Origin of the sequence: Streptomyces flavalbus, from assembly GCF_042674625.1 — a bacterium.
In the GTDB taxonomy this organism is placed as follows: Bacteria; Actinomycetota; Actinomycetes; order Streptomycetales; family Streptomycetaceae; genus Streptomyces; species Streptomyces flavalbus.
The window spans coordinates 4,939,934-4,957,634 of the sequence record NZ_JBHTEB010000001.1 but is presented as its reverse complement, the minus strand read 5'-3'; the positions used below and the strand labels follow the sequence as shown (position 1 = coordinate 4,957,634).

The following is a 17,701-nucleotide window of genomic DNA, read 5'->3' as shown; positions in this document are numbered from 1 at the left end:
ACCGGTGGTGGTCCACCGATCCCGTTCACCCGTATGAGGAAACCGCTGGTCAGGCGATACGTTCCAGCACCACGGGGGATGCCGTGAAGTCCGTGCCGGGCTGCGCGATGTCGTAGGCGTTCGTGAGGGAGTCCAGGGCGTACTCGAAGCGGTCGGGGGTGTCCGTGTGGAGGGTCAGGAGGGGCTGGCCCTCGGTGACCTGGTCGCCGGGCTTGGCGTGCATTTCGATGCCCGCGCCTGCCTGGACCGGGTCCTCCTTGCGGGCGCGGCCCGCGCCGAGGCGCCAGGCGGCGACGCCGATGTCGTAGGCGTCCAGGCGGGTCAGCGTGCCGGACGCCGGGGCCTTGATCACGTGCTGTTCGCGGGAGGTCGGCAGGGGGGCGTCCGGGTCGCCGCCCTGGGCGGTGATCATGCGGCGCCAGACGTCCATCGCCGAGCCGTCGGCGAGGGCCTTCGCCGGGTCGGTGTCGTGGAGGCCCGCCGCTGCCAGCATCTCGCGGGCCAGGGCCAGGGTGAGGTCCACTACGTCCGACGGGCCGCCGCCTGACAGGACCTCGATGGACTCGCGGACCTCCAGGGCGTTGCCCGCGGTGAGGCCGAGGGGGGTGGACATGTCCGTGAGGAGGGCGACCGTGCGGACGCCGTGGTCCGTGCCCAGGCCGACCATCGTCGCGGCCAGTTCTCGGGCGTCTTCGATGGTCTTCATGAAGGCGCCTGTGCCTACCTTCACGTCCAGGACCAGGCTGCCCGTGCCTTCCGCGATCTTCTTCGACATGATGGAGGAGGCGATCAGGGGGATGGCCTCGACCGTGCCCGTGACGTCGCGGAGGGCGTACAGCTTCTTGTCGGCGGGGGCCAGGCCGTCGCCCGCCGCGCAGATCACCGCGCCGGTGGTGTCGAGGACGTTCAGCATCTCCTCGTTGGAGAGCAGGGCCCGCCAGCCCGGGATCGACTCCAGCTTGTCCAGGGTGCCGCCCGTGTGGCCGAGGCCGCGGCCCGAGAGCTGCGGGACCGCCGCGCCGCAGGCCGCCACCAGGGGGGCGAGCGGGAGCGTGATCTTGTCGCCCACGCCGCCCGTGGAGTGCTTGTCGGCGGTGGGGCGGGTGAGGGAGGAGAAGTCCATCCGCTCGCCCGAGTTGATCATCGCGGCGGTCCAGCGGGCGATCTCCCGGCGGTTCATGCCGTTGAGGAGGATGGCCATGGCGAGCGAGGACATCTGCTCGTCGGCGACCTCGCCGCGGGTGTACGCGTCGATGACCCAGTCGATCTGCGCGTCACTGAGTTCGCCGCGGTCCCGCTTGGTGCGGATGACGGAGATGGCGTCCATGGCCATGGGGTTCCTTACCTTCCGAGTGGTTCTGGAAGTGTGCGGCCCCTCCGGTGTGTGGTCCGAAGGGGCCGTCGTGGGGGCTTACTTGGTGAGGTGGTCCGGGCCGAAGGCCTGGGGCAGCATCTCGGAGAGCGGGAGGATGCCCGCGGGGGTCTCCAGGAGCAGGTCCGGGCCGCCGTGCTCGTACAGGAGCTGGCGGCAGCGGCCGCACGGGACGAGGATGTCGCCCTTGCCGTCGACGCAGGTGAAGTGGGTCAGACGGCCGCCGCCGGTGCGCTGGAGTTCCGAGACCAGGCCGCACTCGGCGCACAGGCCGAGGCCGTAGGAGGCGTTCTCCACGTTGCAGCCGGAGACCGTGCGGCCGTCGTCGACCCTGGCCGCGACGCCGACCGGGTAGCCCGAGTAGGGGGCGTAGGCGTGGGTCATGGCCTCGTGTGCCACCTCGCGCAGGGCGTCCCAGTCGGCTTCGGTCACTTGCCCTGTCCCTTCCGGTACGGCAGGCCGTCCGCCTTCGGCATCCGCAGGCGCTGGGCCGAGAGGGCCAGGACCAGGAGCGTGATGACGTAGGGGGTGGCGGAGACGACCTGGTTGGGGACCTCGTTCGTGCCCGCGTACCAGGCGAAGACCGCCGCGCCGACGATCAGGGTGATCACGGCGGGGACGTAGTTCTTGCGGATCGCCAGGTAGATCGCGCCGATGAGGAGGAGCAGGGCGCCCAGGAGGAGCAGCGCGTGGACGTTCTCCGAGCCGCCTCGGAGGTTGAGGCTGTCCGTGTAGCCGAACAGGCCCGCGCCGATCGCCAGGCCGCCCGGCATCCAGTTGCCGAAGATCATCGCGGCGAGGCCGATGTAGCCGCGTCCGCTGGTCTGGCCCTCCAGGTAGAAGGGGTTGGCGACGATGGAGAGGAAGACGCCGCCCAGGCCCGCGAGCGCACCCGAGATGATCACGGCGATGTACTTGTACTTGTAGACGTTGACGCCGAGGGACTCGGCGGCGATCGGGTTCTCGCCGCAGGAGCGCAGGCGGAGGCCGAACGGGGTGCGCCAGAGGATGTACCAGGTGCCCGGGATGAGGGCCACCGCGACGAGGGTCAGCCAGGAGACGTTGGTGACCAGGCCGCCGAGCAGGCCCGCGATGTCGGAGAGGAAGAACCAGCCCTTGGCGTTGAGGTCCCGGAGCCAGTCGGAGAGGCCGGGGACCGTGAAGTGGCCGAGGGACTCGACCGGCGGGGACTGCTTGGCGGAGCCGCCCTGGTGGCCCTCGAAGGCGAGGGGGGCCAGGTAGCGGGTCGCGCCGAGGGCGAGGATGTTGATGGCCACGCCGGAGACGATGTGGTTGACGTTGAAGGTGACCGTGACGATCGCGTGCAGCAGGCCGCCGATCGCGCCGCCCGCGAGGCCGACGAGGACGCCGGTCCACGGGCCCCACTGGAAGCCCGCCCAGGCACCGAACCAGGTGCCGAGGATCATCATGCCCTCAAGGCCGATGTTGACGACGCCCGCGCGTTCCGCCCAGAGGCCGCCGAGACCGGCGAGGCCGATCGGCACGGCGAGCTGGAGGGCGGTGGACATCTGGCTGACGTTGGTGATGCCGTCCGCGCCGGTGATGATGCGGACGATCGAGGTTAGCGCCAGCGCTCCGGCGATGACCAGGAGCAGGACCGGCAGGGAGAGGCGGCGGCCGGTGGGTGCCGCGGGCGTCAGCGTCGGCTGGTTGACGTCGGTCGCTGAGGTCGGCGCGGTCATCGGCCAGCCACCTCCTTCGTGGTGTTGTTGTCGGCGCCGAGCGCGTTACCGGCGGCCAGTTCGGCGCCGACGTGGCGCTGCTGGCGGCGCAGGCCCCATTCGCGTACGGCTTCGTAGGAGACGACGACCGCGAGGACGATCACGCCCTGCATGATGACGGCGATCTCCTTGTCGTAGCCGTGGAAGTCCAGCTCGGGCGAGGCCTTGTCGAGCCAGGCCCACAGCAGGGAGGCGAAGGCGATGCCGACCGGGCTGTTGCGGCCGAGGAGGGCGATGCCGATGCCGAGGAAGCCGATGCCGGTGGGGAAGCTGCGGCTGAAGGTGTGGGTGTCGCCCATGAGGATCGGCAGGCCCGCGAGTCCGGCGACGGCACCCGAGATCAGCAGGGCGGAGAGCACCATGCGCTTGGGGTCGACGCCGGACGCCGCGGCGGCGGTCTGGGAGGCGCCGGAGGCGCGCAGGTCGAAGCCGAAGCGGGTGCGGTTGAGGACGACCCAGTAGCCGATGCCGAGCAGGGCGGCGAGGACGACCAGGCCGTAGATCTCGCCCGCCTCGCCCATGTCGATGCCGGGGACCCAGCCGGACTCGGCCATCTCGCCGGTGGTGCTGTTGTTGCCGACCTTCTCGCCGAAGACGTCGGGCAGCCACATGTAGGAGATGAGGCTGACGGCGACCGCGTTGAGCATGATCGTCGCGACGACCTCGCTGACGCCTCGGGTGACCTTCAGGATTCCGGCGATCCCGGCCCACAGGGAGCCGGTGAGGGCGGCGGCCAGGAGCAGCAGCGGGATCTGGATGACCGACGGCAGGTCCATGTGGGCGCCGACGATCGCGGCGATCATGGCGGCGAGCTGGTACTGGCCGTCGACGCCGATGTTGAACAGGTTCATCCGGAAGCCGATGGCCACCGCGAGCGCCGCGATGTAGTACATCGAGGCCTGGTTGATGATCAGGACCTGGATGTCGGAGAACGTGGCCTGCTCGAACATGATCGAGAACGGCTCGAACGGGTTCTTGCCGGACGCGACCAGCACGATCGCGCTGAGCACGAAGGCCACGGCGAGCGCGATGACCGGACCGGCCAGCGCGAGGAGCACGCGCTCCTTGTCGAACTTCTTCATCAGCGGGCCTCGTCTTCCGGAGCCTCGGGGGCCTGGGCCGGGGTCTCGGGGGTCTCTTCGTCTTCGAGGTGTCCGGAGGCCGCGCCGGTCATGGCGGAGCCCAGCGCCTCCGGGGTGATGGTGGCCGGGTCGGCGTCCGCGACCAGCCTGCCGTTGTAGATCACCCGCAGGGTGTCCGACAGGCCGATGAGCTCGTCCAGGTCGGCGGAGATCAGCAGTACCGCGAGGCCCTCGCGGCGGGCGGCGCGGATGTGGTCCCAGATGGCGGCCTGGGCGCCGACGTCCACACCGCGGGTGGGGTGGGCGGCGATCAGGAAGCGCGGGCCGCTGCTCATCTCCCGGCCGACGATCAGCTTCTGCTGGTTGCCGCCGGACAGGGAGGCGGCGGTGACGTCGATGCCGGGGGTGCGGACGTCGTACTCCTTGACGATCCGGCGGGTGTCCTCCTGGGCGGCCTTCGGGTTCAGCCAGACGCCCTTGGCGTTGGGCTGCTCGGTGACGTGGCCGAGGATGCGGTTCTCCCAGAGGGGGGCCTCCAGGAGCAGGCCGTGCCGGTGGCGGTCCTCGGGGATGTAGCCGATGCCCTGCTCACGGCGCCTGCGGGTGGGCCAGGCGGTGATCTCCTCGCCCGCGAGGGTGATGGTGCCGGAGTCGGCGCCCTTCAGGCCGATGAGGGCGTCGACCAGTTCGGTCTGGCCGTTGCCCTCGACGCCCGCGATGCCGAGGACCTCGCCCGCGTGGATGGTGAAGCTGATGTCGTCCAGCAGGGCCTTGCCGCCGGGGGCCGCCAGGTGCAGCTTGTCGACGGTGATGACGGGGCGGTCGGTGACCGTGGACTCGGCGGTCTCGGGGGTGGGCAGCTCGCTGCCGACCATCATCTCCGCGAGCTGGCGGGGGGTGGTCTCGGAGGGGATCGCGGTGCCGACGGTGGTGCCGCGGCGGATGACGGTGATGTCGTCGGCGACGGAGAGGACCTCGCCCAGCTTGTGCGAGATGAAGATGACCGACAGGCCCTCGGCGCGCAGCTCGCGCAGGTTGGCGAAGAGGGCGTCGACCTCCTGCGGGACCAGGACGGCGGTGGGCTCGTCGAGGATCAGGGTGCGGGCGCCGCGGTAGAGGACCTTGAGGATCTCCACGCGCTGGCGGGCGGCGACGCCGAGTTCCTCGACCAGGCGGTCGGGCTCGACGCCGAGGCCGTAGCGGTCGGAGATCTCCCTGATCTTGCGGCGGGCCTTGGCGCCGATGCCGTACAGCTTCTCGCTGCCGAGGACCACGTTCTCCAGGACCGTGAGGTTGTCGGCGAGCATGAAGTGCTGGTGGACCATGCCGATGCCGCGGGTGATGGCGTCGGCGGGCGAGTGCAGGGAGACCTGCTCGCCCTCGATGGTGATGGTGCCCTCGTCCGGCTTCTGCATACCGTAGAGGATCTTCATCAGCGTGGACTTGCCCGCGCCGTTCTCGCCGACGAGGGCGTGGACGGTGCCCTTGCGGACGCTGAGGTGGATGTCGTGGTTGGCCACGACGCCGGGGAAACGCTTGGTGATCCCGGCGAGTTCGACGGCGGTCTGCTGACCGTTGACCGCCGCTCCGGCCGGAGGGCTGCTGGACGCGTTGATGGCGCACTCTCCTGGGGACGGGGGTCGTCTACGCGCGTAGCGCCCCTACGGCATTCAAAGGGGCGACGCACCGCTGACAACGGGGTACGGGGAGCAAGCCTCCCCGTACCCCGTTGAGCGGACGTAACCCCGCGGTTACACGCTGCTCAGGGTCTCGGACGTGTCTGGTGGATCCGGTCGGTGTCACGGGTTCCGGCACACGTGGCCGCGCTGTCGTCAGTCGCCATGGCCCCGCCATGACTCCCTCCTCCGCCTCGCAGCCGCGCGTACCGGACCCCGGTCAGGCTGACCCCGCTCGGGCTGGCCACAACCTACCGTCGATCCACGGTGATCTGGACCATGGGACGACCCTGTTTCGTCAGCTCGACTTGACCTCGATCTCGCCGCTGATGATCTTCTGCTTGGCCGTCTCGATGGCCTTCTGGAGGTCGGCGTCGCCCTTGAACGCGGGGTTCGAGTCCGACAGGCCGACCTCGCCCGTCTTCAGATCGCCCTTGACGATACCGGTCGCCGGGCTTCCGTCCTCGACCGACTTCGCCAGGTTGTAGACCGCCTTGGCGACGTCCTTCATCGCCGAGGTGAGGATCGAGTCCTTGTACTGGGCGAGGGCTTCCTGCTTGTACTGGTCGGAGTCGACGCCGATCGCCCACACCTTGTTGGCGGCGGCGGCCTCGATCACGCCCTGACCGGAGAGACCGGCCGCCGCGTACACGACGTCGGCCTTCTTCTCGATCTGGCCCTCGGCGGCCGACTTGCCCTTGTCGGGGCTGGAGAAGCCGCCCTCCTCCGCCGTCTGGGTCAGGTACTGCGAGAGCACCTTCACCTTCGGGTTGGTGTCCGTCACACCCTGCTCGAAGCCCGCCTGGAACTTGTGGATCAGCGGGATGTCCACGCCGCCCACGAAGCCGACGGTGTTCGTCTTGGTGGACTTGGCGGCGGCGACACCGGCCAGGTACGACGCCTGCTCCTCGGAGAAGACCAGGTCCGCGACGTTGTCCGCCTCGATGGTGGCGTCGTCGACGATGCCGAAGGTGGTGTCCGGGAACTTCTCCGCGGCTTCCTTCACGGCGGCGGCGTACGCGTAGCCGACGCCGATCACCGGGTTGTAGCCCTGCTTGGCCAGCGAGGACAGCCGCTGGGTCTTGTCGGCGTCCGTCTCGCCGTCGGTGGGCTCGATGTCGGCCGTCTCGTAGCCGAACTCCTTCTTCGCCTGCTCCAGGCCCGCGAAGGCGGCGTCGTTGAAGGACTGGTCGCCCTTGCCGCCGACGTCGTACGCGATGGCGAGGCCCTTGTCCCCGCCCTTCGACTCCGAGGAGGCGCTCTCGGAGGAGGTGCCGCCGCAGGCGGAGAGGGCGAGGGCCAGGGAGGCGGTCGCTGCGCCTGCGACCGTGATCCGGGAAATCCGGCGCATTGTGGTGCTCCTGTCGTACTAGCGGGTCCGGAGAAGAAGGGGGTACCCACACTTCCCGGGGTCGCTTAGCGCCGGGACGGTTCAGCAACGGCGCTGGCTTTTCCGCAGATTAACGCGCGTAGACCTGCCTGAAAACCCCTTCTGTCCGCCTTGTTATGTCCCCGTGTTCTGGGGGGCGGAGAGCTTGGTCACAGGCCCCGGGGAGGGTGGCGGTGGGTGACGTCCCGGTCGCGGGGTGGTCCGGACACGCCGAAGCGGGCGGGGCTGGGGGCGCCCGCCCGCTTCGCGCGTGGAGTACGACCGGTTACGGCTACTCGGTCTTGACCTTGATCGAGCCGTCGATGATGCCCTCCTTGGCCTTGGCCACGGCGTCCTGGAGGCCCTCGATCTCGGCGAACTTCGGGTTGGAGTCGGACAGGCCCACGCCGTCCACCTTCAGGTCGAAGGTCTGCACGCCGGTCAGCGGCTTGCCGTCCTCGACGGACTTGGCCAGCGCGTACACGGCGCCGCCGACGTCCTTCAGCGCGGAGGTGAGGATGTAGTCCTTGTACGCGGCGAGGGCTTCCTGCTCGTACTGGTCGGAGTCGACGCCGATCGCCCAGACCTTGGCCTTCGCCGCGGCCTCGATCACGCCCTGGCCGGAGAGACCGGCCGCCTGGTAGACGACGTCGGCGTTCTTCTCGATCTGGCCCTCGGCCGCCGCCTTGCCCTTGTCGGGGCTGGAGAAGCCGCCCTCTTCGGCCGTCTGGGTCAGGTACTGCGAGAGCACCTTGACCTTCGGGTCGGTGTCGGTCACGCCCTGCTTGTAACCGGCCTCGAACTTGTGGATCAGCGGGATGTCCACACCGCCCACGAAGCCGACGGTCTTGGTCTTGGTGGCCTTGGCGGCGGCGACACCGGCGAGGTACGACGCCTGCTCCTCGGCGAAGACGAGGGACGCGACGTTGTCGCCCTCGACGACGGAGTCGATGATGCCGAAGGTGGTGTCCGGGTACTTCGCGGCGACGGCCTCCATCGCGGGGCCGTAGGCGAAGCCGACGCCGACGACGGGGTTGTAGCCCTGCTTGGCCAGGGACGCCAGCCGCTGCTCCTTGTCGGCGTCCGTCTCGCCCTCGGTCGGCTCGATGTCGGCGGTCTTGTAGCCGAACTCGGCCTTGGCCTTCTCCAGGCCCGCGAAGGCGGCGTCGTTGAAGGACTGGTCGCCCTTGCCGCCGATGTCGTAGGCGATGGCGAGGCCGAGCTTCTCCTTGCCGCCGTCGCTGCCGCTGTCGTTGTCGCTGTCACTGCTGGTGCCACCGCAGGCCGTGGCGGCGAGCGCGAGCGACGCGATCCCCACCGCGACGCGGGTCAGTTTGGATATCCGACGCATCGTGAAGTTCCCCATTCTCCAAAGCCCCGCAGTGGGTGCTCAGTTCGGCGCACATTAACGCGCGTAGACACTCCTGGGAACGGGGTGCCGCAGGGCCGTTATCCATTCGTGCCGGTGGCCGGTTACGTCCCCGTGAACCACCGGATCGAATGGTGCATACAGGGCGAGATGTGCGCGCCTCGACGTCACGCGCACCACGTTGCCCCGGGGCGTGCGGGACCGCAACCGGAGGGGGTACGAACGGTCACCAGGCGCTGTCGACGAGGGCCGCGGCGGTGAACAGCTCCACCCCCACGGTGATCGCGTGCTCGTCCACGTCGAAGTCGCCCTGGTGGAGGTCGCGGACCGTGCGCTCGCCGGGGGTGCGCACGCCGAGGCGGGCCATGGCGCCGGGGACGTGTTCGAGGTACCAGGAGAAGTCCTCGCCGCCGAGGCTCTGCTCGGTGTCCTCGACGGAGTCGGCGCCGCGCCGGGCGGTCATCGCCGCGCGCAGGAGTTCGGTGGCGTCGGGGTGGTTCACCACGGGCGGCACGCCACGGACGTAGTTGATCTCCGACTTGGCGCGGTGCAGGTTGGCCACCTCGTCGACGGCCGCGTGCACCACGTCGGGCGCGGTCCGCCAGGTGTCCAGGTCCAGGCAGCGCACCGTGCCGGACAGCTCGGCGTGCTGCGGGATGACGTTCGGGGCGTGGCCGGACTCGATGCGGCCCCAGGTGACGGCGAGTCCGGCGCGGGTGTCCACGCGCCGGGCGACGATCGCGGGCACGTCGGTGACCACCCGGGCGACGGCGGTGATCAGGTCGGTGGTCAGGTGCGGGCGGGCGGTGTGGCCGCCGGGGCCGTCGAGGGCGATCTCCAGCCGGTCGCAGGCGGAGGTGATGGCGCCCTGGCGCAGCCCGATGCGCCCGGCGTCGACGCGCGGGTCGCAGTGCACGGCGATGATCCGGCCCACGCCCTCCAGCGCGCCGCACTCGATGACGTCGGCGGCGCCGCCGGGCAGCACCTCCTCGGCGGGCTGGAAGACCAGCCGCACCGGGCGGGGCAGCAGGCCGCGGCGGTGCAGGTCGGCCAGGACCAGACCGGCGCCCAGCACGACGGTGGTGTGCACGTCGTGGCCGCAGGCGTGGGCGCGGTCGGGCACGGTGGAGCGGTACGGGCACTCCGTCTTGGCGTCGGGGATGGGCAGCGCGTCGATGTCGGCCCGCAGGGCGAGGACGGCGGGGCCGTCGGCCTGGGGGTCGCCGATGTCGCAGACGAGTCCGGTTCCGACGGCGAGGACGCGCGGCGCGAGGCCCGCCTTCTCCAGCCGGGCCTTGATCGCGGCGGTGGTGCGGAACTCCTGGTTGCCGAGTTCCGGGTGCATGTGCAGGTCGCGGCGGAACGCGACCAGCTCGGCGCGCAGGGCCTCCGGCAGCGTGCCGGGCAGCGCGGCTTCCCCGGGGGCGTCGGCTTCGGCTTCGGACTCCAGTGACATCAAGTGCTTCACCCTCTGAAGGGTAGGACGCCCGGACGGCCAACTGACCCGAGATCAACAAAACTTCAGCCCGTTAGGGGAAGAAAAACTGGCCGCCGGACGCATAGGCGTCGGAACGGATGGGTAAACTCGCCGGATTTCCGACCCTGGCGAGGCTCTGGCGCCCACCCGCTCCCTCACGCATACCACGCCCCACCCCGCCCACGCTCGCCCGTTCAGTGGGCGGACGGGACTGTGGCAGTCAGGCGCCGGGTACCGCCAGCAGTCGGTCCACACCGCGGGCGGTGCCCGTGACGCCGTTCAGGAAGCCCTGGGCGCGCGGGGAGGCGCCGGTGGTGAGCCAGTCGGGGTCGATGTCGCAGACGGCGACCCTGACCTCCGTACCGGCGAGGGCCAGCGGGAGGGTGTGCACGACCGTCGACGGGAAGCTGAGGATGGTCCGGCCGATGGGGCCGCGGCGGGCGATCAGCTCCAGCGGGAGGTCGGGGCGGACGACCTCCAGGCCGGTCTCCAGGGAGAGCCGGTGGAGTTTGTCGGCGCTCTCCCGGCGGTGCGCGAAGTAGCGGGTGGCGCCGTGCGCCTTGGCGAGGGTGCGGACGGCCTCCAGGTACCGTTCGCCGTCGACGACGCCGGTCTCCACCAGGGAGGTGCCGACCAGGTCGGCGCCCTTGGTGAGGCGGGGCGGGCCGAAGCGGGCGCGGGTCCAGGAGAAGTCGTTGGCGGTGATCTCCACGCCGCCGGGGACCTCCTCGATCGGCATGGAGGAGAAGATCCGCACCCGGTGCCGCTCGCCGGGGGTGAGGCGGCGCCGGGCGGCCGAGGAGACCGGGCCGAAGACCAGGTCGCGGGGGCCGGGGCGGCTGCCCTTGCGGTGCCAGCGCACCAGGCGTTCGCCGCGGGCGAGCTGGGTGACGAACTCCATGGTCGCGGTGCCGTCGTCGACGACGACCAGGTCGCGGGCGCGGGTGATCGTCAGCAGCAGTTGGACGTAACGCGAGAACGGATCGCCCATGACGATCCGTTCGGCGCGGCGCAGCGGGCCGACGAGGGAGCCGATGGTCTGGAAGGGCGCGGCGGCGCCGCCCCGCGCCTCCTCCCAGCGGACCTCGTGCCCCTCCTCCCGGGCCAGCTCGGACATGCGCCGGAGCTGGCCGCGGGTCATCGGGTCGACCGGGGAGAGCACGACGAGCGTGAGGTCCGCGCCGGAGGCGTGGCGGTGCGCCCACTCCAGGGTGTTCAGGAGCTGGACCGGGCTCTCGACGAAGGCGAGAGTGGGGGCGCTGGCGTTCCCGGCGCGGGGGCTCATCGGCGTACGACCGTCCCGTGGTGAGGGGGTTGTGGGGTGGTGGTGTCCGTCGGTCAGACGGTGACGGGCTCGCCCGCGGCGGCGGCGATCTCCGCCTCGGCGACGACGCCCTGGACGCGGCGGAGCTTCTTCATCGGGCCCAGCTCGGAGTCGTAGACCTTCTTGACGCCGTCGCCGAGGGAGGACTCGATGGTGCGGATGTCGCGGACGAGGCGCTGCAGGCCCTGCGGCTCCACGGAGGCGGCCTGGTCGGAGCCCCACATGGCGCGGTCGAGGGTGATGTGGCGCTCGACGAAGACGGCGCCGAGGGCGACCGCGGCCAGCGTGGTCTGGAGGCCGGTCTCGTGGCCGGAGTAGCCGATCGGGACGTTCGGGTACTCCTGCTGGAGGGTGTTGATGACGCGCAGGTTCAGCTCCTCCGCCTTCGCGGGGTAGGTGGAGGTGGCGTGGCAGAGCAGGATGTTGTCGCTGCCGAGGACCTCCACGGCGTGCCGGATCTGCTTCGGCGTGGACATGCCGGTGGAGAGGATGATCGTGCGGCCGGTGGCGCGCAGCGAGCGCAGCAGCTCGTCGTCGGTGAGCGAGGCGGAGGCCACCTTGTGGGCGGGGACGTCGAACTTCTCCAGGAAGGCGACGGCCTCGGTGTCCCACGGGGAGGCGAACCAGGCGATGTCCCGGCTCTTGCAGTACGAGTCGATCTGGCGGTACTCGTCCTCACCGAACTCCACGCGGTGGCGGTAGTCGATGTACGTCATCCGGCCCCAGGGGGTGTCGCGCTCGATGTCCCACTGGTCGCGCGGGGTGCAGATCTCCGGCGTGCGCTTCTGGAACTTCACCGCGTCGCAGCCCGCCTCGGCGGCGGCGTCGATCAGCTTGAAGGCGTTCTCCAGCTCACCGTTGTGGTTGATCCCGATCTCGCCGGTGATGTAGACGGGCTGGCCCGGACCGGCGGTCTTGGAACCGAGGGCGCGCAGACGGGAGTTGGTGCTCATTTCAGGGGTTTCCTTACTGGGTGAGGGGGTCGAGAGAGTCGAGCGAGGGTCCGAGGATCCAGCTGGCGATCTCCCGGATCGCGCCGTCGCCACCCGGGACGGTGGTCACGGCGCGGGCGGCGCCGCGGACGACGTCGTGGGCGCTGGCGACCGCCACGGGCCAGCCGACGAGGGCGAAGCACGGGAGGTCGTTGACGTCGTTGCCGACGTAGAGCACGCGCTCGGGCGCGATGCCCTGGTCCTCGCACCACTGCTTGAGCGCGAGGTCCTTGCGGTCGACGCCGTGCAGCACCGGGAGCTTGAGCTTGCGGGCGCGGGCGGCGACGACCGGGTTCTGTTCCGTGGACAGGATCAGCATCCGCAGCCCCGACCTGCGCAGGGCGGCGATGCCGAGTCCGTCGCCGCGGTGCACGGAGACGAACTCCCGTCCCTCGGAGTCGATCAGCACCCGGTCGTCGGTCTGGGTGCCGTCGAAGTCGAGGACGACCGCGTCGATGTCGTCGGCGGTCGGCAGGGCGCCGGGCCGGTCGGCGTCGAAGAGCGGGGCGAGGGCGCGGGCGCGGGCCAGCTCGTGCGGGTCGTCGATCTCCAGCACGCGCGCGGGGTCGGTGCGGACGAGTTCGGTGTGGCCGAAGAAGCGGTGCAGGTGCTCGCGGAAGCCGGGGGCGGCCATGGCGTAGGCGGCGCCGGTCTCCAGGAAGTCCTGGGGGCGGTCCTGGCGGCGGGGGCGGAAGGACTTGTCGTGGTTGACGCCGTAGCCGCCGGTGGGGTTGTCGCCCTCGGTGTCGGTGGCCTCGTCGTCGGCGTCGCGCCAGACGAAGCCGTGGAAGGGGGCGACGGTGACGGCGGTGTCGGCGCCGTTCTCGACGACCGCGGCGGCGACCCCGTCGATGTCCTCGCGGACCAGGAAGGGGCTGGTGCACTGCACGAGGAGGACCACGTCGACGGGGGTGCCGTGCAGTGCCTCGTGGGCGTCCATGGCGTGCAGGACCGCGGCCTCGGAGGTGGCGGTGTCCCCGGCGATGGCGGCGGGCCGCAGCACGACCTCGGCGCCCGCCTCCCGGGCGGCGGCGGCGATGGCCTGGTCGTCGGTGGAGACGACGACGTCGGTGACGAGCCGGGCGGCGCGGCACTCGCGCACGGCGCGGGCGACCAGCGGGACGCCGCCGACGGGGGCGAGGTTCTTCGCGGGCACGCCCTTGGAGCCGCCCCGCGCGGGGATCACCGCGAGCACCCGGCGCATCGTCGCGCCCGGTGTCGCTTCCGGGTGGGTCATGGGCTGTACTCCTGGCTTCGAAGAGGGTGAGTGGGTCACAGCTCCCCCATCCGCCGGATGACGGGGGCGACCCGCTGGACGCCGTGCCGGTAGGCACCGCGGGCGGCGCGGCGGACTATCTGCCGGACCGGTCCGGGGTCCTTGTCGTGGGCGGGGGCGCCGGGCAGCGGGGTGCCGTCGGGGCCGAGGTGGTGGCGGGCGAGGATGCCGGGGAGGTAGCCGGGCGCGGTCACGGGCGTGTAGTACGGCGTGATCGGCGGGAGCCCGCCGGGGGTCGCGAGGAGTTTCGCGATGCGTTCGCGGGCGGCGTCGAAGGCGGTGGCGTAGGAGCCGTCGGCGCACACGCCCTGCCGGGCGGTCCACTCCTCGTCGGCCTCGGGCCGGTGCCCGGCGTCGAGCTGCTCCCAGGAGGCGAGGCAGCCGGAGCCGGTGAAGTGGTGGTTGCCGAGGGTCTCGCGGATGCCGAGGTCGGTGAGGACGACGGTGGGGATCCGGCGGTGCAGTGACTCCAGGGCGGCCGTGGAGCTGACCGTGACCAGCAGGTCGGTGCGGTCCAGGACCTCGCCCATGTTGCCGTAGACGAGCCGGAAGTTGGGCGGGAGGTCGCCGTGCCGCTGGGCGAGCTTCTGGTAGGGCAGTTCCTCGATGTGGGTGGTGTGCTCGCCGGGCTTGGAGCGCAGCTTCAGGAGGACCTCGCGCTCGGGGTGCAGCCGGGCGTGCCGGACCAGCCGGTCGAGGAGGTAGGTGCGGTCCTTGCGGCTGTCGGGTACGGAGGGCTGCGCGGCGAACACCACGGTGTACGGGTCGTGTTCGCCGGTGTAGGGGGTGCCGCCGAGGAACGGCAGGGCCACTTCGGTGACCGTCGAGGAGTCGGCGCCCACCCCGTCGTACACGGCGCGGAAGCGGTCGGCGTCCTGGCGGGAGTTGGCGAGCACGAGGTCCGCGCCGTGCCGCAGCAGCAGACCGTCGGCGAGCTTCTCGTAGACGACGCCGACGTAGCCGGTGACGATCACGGGCCGGTCGGTGCGGCCCTCGAAGACGCGCGCCAGCCCGTGCAGCATCGCCTGCACCCCGCCGCCGACGAGGGAGAGCACCAGCACGTCGTACGACTCCCGCTCCATGGTGCGCAGGAACTCGACGGCGGTGACCTCGCGCAGCGAGTCGGCGCGCACGCCGACCTCCGCGAGCTGGCGGGGGGTGGGGGTGGCCCGGCCGCGCAGCAGGAATCCGTCGAGCGCGGCAGTGACTTGCGTCCCGTCGAGCGGTCCGGCTTCCATGGACGGGCCCGGAACGATTCGGCCCGCGGTCAGCGCACCCCATTTCCAGCGGGTGTCGGAGTCCGCGAGTACTGCGATCCGTGGGGGCTTCGTTGTACGTGGTGGCACAGCTCAAAACCTAGGGAGGAATTCCTAGTTGTGGACGAACCGCCACGCAACAAAAAGTAAACAGCAGACCACCGAAAGCCGAACTGGCCCGTCAACCCCCAGGAAGTACACGGGATGCACCAATCCGACACATTGAGTTCACCTTCCGTACCCCGAGTCGAAAGTTCCACCGCCGGGCCCCCTCCTAGGCTTTCGCGGGTGCCCAAGCTCTCCGTGATCGTGCCGTTCTACAACGTCCAGCAATACGCGCCGGACACCCTCAGAAGCATTCGCGCAAACGCGCGAAAAGACTTTGAATTCATCCTCGTCGACGACCATTCGAGGGACGAAACCCCGGCCATTCTCGAACGCGCTGCCGAGGACCTCTCGAAGTACGCCGAGGTGCGCCACGTCCGCCACGAGGTGAACGGCGGTCTCGCCACCGCCCGCAACACCGGGCTGGACCTCGCGCGCGGCGAGTACCTCACCTTCCTCGACGGCGACGACTGGCTGGCCCCCGGCTACCTGGAGCAACTGGTCGCCGCCATCGAGGCGCTGGGCTGCGACTTCGTCCGCACCGACCACGTGCAGGCCACCGCGCGCGCCCGCTCCGTGCACCGGGCGCCGGTCGGCCGCCGCGACGAGGTGCTGAACCCGCGCGAGGCGATCCTCCCCGTGGACCGCACCACCTCCGTCGACTACGCCTACGCGTGGGCGGGCGCCTACCACCGCCGACTGCTCGACAAGGGCGTCCTGCACTTCACCGACGGGCTGCGCACCGCCGAGGACCGGCCGTGGATCTGGAAGCTGCACCGGGAGGCGGACTCGTTCGCCGTGCTGAGCCTGCTCGGCGTCTTCTACCGCCGGGGCGTGGCCAACTCGCTCACCCAGATCGGTGATGTGCGTCAACTCGACTTCATCCGCGCCTTCGACCAGGTGGTGGCGGAGACCGCCGCCGACCGGGACGCCGCGAAGCTGCTCCCCAAGGCGGTGCGCACCTACTGCGCGATCATCGCCCACCACCTGTCGGAGATCGAGAAGTTCGAGGCTCCGGTCGCCAAGCAGTTGCGGGTGATGGCGGCGGCGGCCATAAAGCGGATGCCGCAGGACGCGCTCGGCGACGTCCTGGAGACCATGGACCTGCGGCGCGCCGCCAAGCTGCGGCGACTGCGGCGCCGGATCACCACAGCGAAGGCGGCTGCCTGATGTCCCGTACCACCCAGATCTTCTGCGTCTCCACGCTGTACGGCGCCGCCACCCTGGCCGCCGCGGTCGACGCCGACTGCTTCGACGCCGCAGACCGCCGGATGCTGCTGGTGTCCAACAACGCCGCGACCCCGGAGACCACCCCGTCGGTGCACGAGATGCCCGGCTTCGAGGCGCTGCGCGACCGCTTCGACGACGTCGTCTTCCACAACGACGCCATCCGCCCCTTCCACCCGGGCGCCTGGTCGCCGCGCCCGGACGACCTGCCGCTGTTCGAGCGGTACCTGCGGCTGCTGTGGGGGCTGGGCGACGACCGGGTGGAGCTGGTCCTGGAGTCCCTCCAGGTCAACCCCGCGCTGGCGCTCGCCCAGACGTTCACCGGCGCGCCCGTGCACGTCTACGCGGACGGGCTGATGAGCTACGGACCCACCCGCAACAAGCTGGACCCGCTGGTCGGCACGCGGGTACGGCGGCTGCTCCACCTGGACCTGGTGCCGGGTCTGACGCCGATGCTGCTCACCGAGTTCGACGTGCCCGCGCAGGTGGTGCCGACGGCGGCGTTCACCAAGGTGCTCAGCAGCCTCACCGGCGCCTCCGGCGAGCTGCCCGCGGTGCCGGAGAACGCGGCGCTGCTGCTCGGGCAGTACCTGTCCGCGCTGAACATCCTCAGCGCGGACGAGGAGGAGGAGCTGCACGTACGGATGATGCGGGGCGCCGCCGAACGCGGTCACCGCGCGGTGGTGTTCAAGCCGCACCCCGCCGCACCGGCCGCTACAACCTCGCCCTGGAGGCGGAGGCGGAGAGGCTGGGCGTGGCGCTGACCGTCCTCGACTCCCCCGTCCTCGCCGAGGCGCTGTTCGTCAGGAACCGGCCCGCGCTGGTCGTCGGCTGCTTCTCGACCGCGCTGTTCACGGCGTCCGCGCTGTACGACCTGCCGGTGGCCCGCGTCGGCACCGAGCCGCTGCTCGACCGGCTCACGCCGTACCAGAACAGCAACCGCGTCCCGGTCACCCTGGCCGACGTGCTGCTGCCGCCGCTGGAGGGTGAACGCGCCGACGCGGACACGGTCCCGGCCGACCTGCTGGGCCCGCTGCTCACCACGGTCGGCTTCACCATGCAGCCGCAGATCTACCCGGGCCTGCGGCCGACAGCGGAACGGTTCCTCGCGGCGCACTACGGGCCGCTGGTGCAGCGGTACTTCAAGCGGCGGAGGTTGACCTCGCTGGGGTTGCCGGGGGGGATTCCGGAGCGGCTGGGCTTCCTGCCGCGCAATGCCACGGCACGGCGGGTGGTGCGGCGGGCGCGGGCGCTGAAGAAGGCGGTCAGGCGCTGAAGGATGCGGGTTCCGTGCGTCCCAGGGGATCACCATGGGCCCCACGGAACCCGTCCTTGCCCTTTTGGTCGCTAGGTCAGTCGTTCGAAAGTGACTGTTCACCGACCATGCACCGGGAAGCCACCTGCGCTCGCTCGGGGTGGGGCACATTCGTCCTC

At 70.9% G+C, this 17,701-nt stretch carries 13 protein-coding genes and 1 pseudogene; 2 read left to right on the top strand and 12 right to left on the bottom strand.

The window, feature by feature from the left end; translation table 11 throughout:
• Positions 1–49 precede the first annotated feature (49 nt).
• The 12 genes from ACFQZ6_RS22430 to ACFQZ6_RS22375 form a co-directional block, all read right to left on the bottom strand.
• The gene (locus tag ACFQZ6_RS22430) at positions 50–1,327 is read right to left on the bottom strand and encodes a thymidine phosphorylase (RefSeq protein ID WP_381611819.1); all 1,278 of its coding nucleotides are present in this window, start codon (positions 1,325–1,327) and stop codon (positions 50–52) included.
• A gap of 84 nt (positions 1,328–1,411) precedes the next feature.
• The gene (locus tag ACFQZ6_RS22425; RefSeq protein ID WP_381611817.1) at positions 1,412–1,804 is read right to left on the bottom strand and encodes a cytidine deaminase; all 393 of its coding nucleotides are present in this window, start codon (positions 1,802–1,804) and stop codon (positions 1,412–1,414) included.
• Positions 1,801–3,075, bottom strand: a complete 1,275-nt coding sequence (locus tag ACFQZ6_RS22420; protein WP_381611815.1) for an ABC transporter permease — start codon at positions 3,073–3,075, stop codon at positions 1,801–1,803. Before ACFQZ6_RS22420 ends, ACFQZ6_RS22425 begins: the two co-directional genes overlap by 4 nt.
• Complete coding sequence (locus ACFQZ6_RS22415) at positions 3,072–4,196, bottom strand: ABC transporter permease (protein ID WP_381611813.1); 1,125 nt, start codon at positions 4,194–4,196, stop codon at positions 3,072–3,074. The genes ACFQZ6_RS22420 and ACFQZ6_RS22415 overlap by 4 nt, the downstream gene beginning before the upstream one ends.
• Positions 4,196–5,812, bottom strand: coding sequence for an ABC transporter ATP-binding protein (locus tag ACFQZ6_RS22410; protein WP_381618542.1), 1,617 nt, complete (start codon positions 5,810–5,812; stop codon positions 4,196–4,198). The genes ACFQZ6_RS22415 and ACFQZ6_RS22410 overlap by 1 nt, the downstream gene beginning before the upstream one ends.
• Positions 5,813–6,170: 358 nt before the next feature.
• Positions 6,171–7,223, bottom strand: coding sequence for a BMP family lipoprotein (locus ACFQZ6_RS22405; RefSeq protein WP_381611811.1), 1,053 nt, complete (start codon positions 7,221–7,223; stop codon positions 6,171–6,173).
• A gap of 310 nt (positions 7,224–7,533) precedes the next feature.
• Positions 7,534–8,592, bottom strand: a complete 1,059-nt coding sequence (locus ACFQZ6_RS22400) for a BMP family lipoprotein (RefSeq protein ID WP_381611809.1) — start codon at positions 8,590–8,592, stop codon at positions 7,534–7,536.
• A gap of 244 nt (positions 8,593–8,836) precedes the next feature.
• Positions 8,837–10,066, bottom strand: a complete 1,230-nt coding sequence (locus ACFQZ6_RS22395) for a M20 family metallopeptidase (RefSeq protein ID WP_381618539.1) — start codon at positions 10,064–10,066, stop codon at positions 8,837–8,839.
• Between the two features lie 241 nt (positions 10,067–10,307).
• Complete coding sequence (locus ACFQZ6_RS22390; protein ID WP_381611807.1) at positions 10,308–11,372, bottom strand: hypothetical protein; 1,065 nt, start codon at positions 11,370–11,372, stop codon at positions 10,308–10,310.
• Positions 11,373–11,425: 53 nt separating this feature from the next.
• Positions 11,426–12,364 (bottom strand): N-acetylneuraminate synthase family protein, encoded by a 939-nt coding sequence (locus tag ACFQZ6_RS22385; protein ID WP_381611805.1) that lies wholly within the window; start codon positions 12,362–12,364, stop codon positions 11,426–11,428.
• A gap of 13 nt (positions 12,365–12,377) precedes the next feature.
• A complete protein-coding gene (locus ACFQZ6_RS22380) occupies positions 12,378–13,640 on the bottom strand; it encodes a cytidylyltransferase domain-containing protein (protein ID WP_381611803.1) in 1,263 nt (420 codons plus the stop codon).
• A gap of 35 nt (positions 13,641–13,675) precedes the next feature.
• Positions 13,676–15,025 carry a DUF6716 putative glycosyltransferase gene (locus ACFQZ6_RS22375; RefSeq protein ID WP_381611802.1) on the bottom strand — a complete coding sequence of 450 codons (1,350 nt, stop codon included), beginning with the start codon at positions 15,023–15,025 and terminating at the stop codon, positions 13,676–13,678.
• A 198-nt stretch (positions 15,026–15,223) separates the two neighbouring features.
• On the opposite strand from ACFQZ6_RS22375, the gene ACFQZ6_RS22370 reads away from it, so the two are divergent.
• Both ACFQZ6_RS22370 and ACFQZ6_RS22365 read left to right on the top strand, forming a co-directional pair.
• On the top strand, positions 15,224–16,210 hold the full coding sequence (locus ACFQZ6_RS22370) for a glycosyltransferase family 2 protein (protein WP_381611800.1): 987 nt from the start codon (positions 15,224–15,226) through the stop codon (positions 16,208–16,210).
• Positions 16,210–17,543 (top strand): annotated as a pseudogene (locus ACFQZ6_RS22365) (alpha-2,8-polysialyltransferase family protein). The gene ACFQZ6_RS22370 and the pseudogene ACFQZ6_RS22365 overlap by 1 nt, the downstream one beginning before the upstream one ends.
• Positions 17,544–17,701 lie beyond the last annotated feature (158 nt).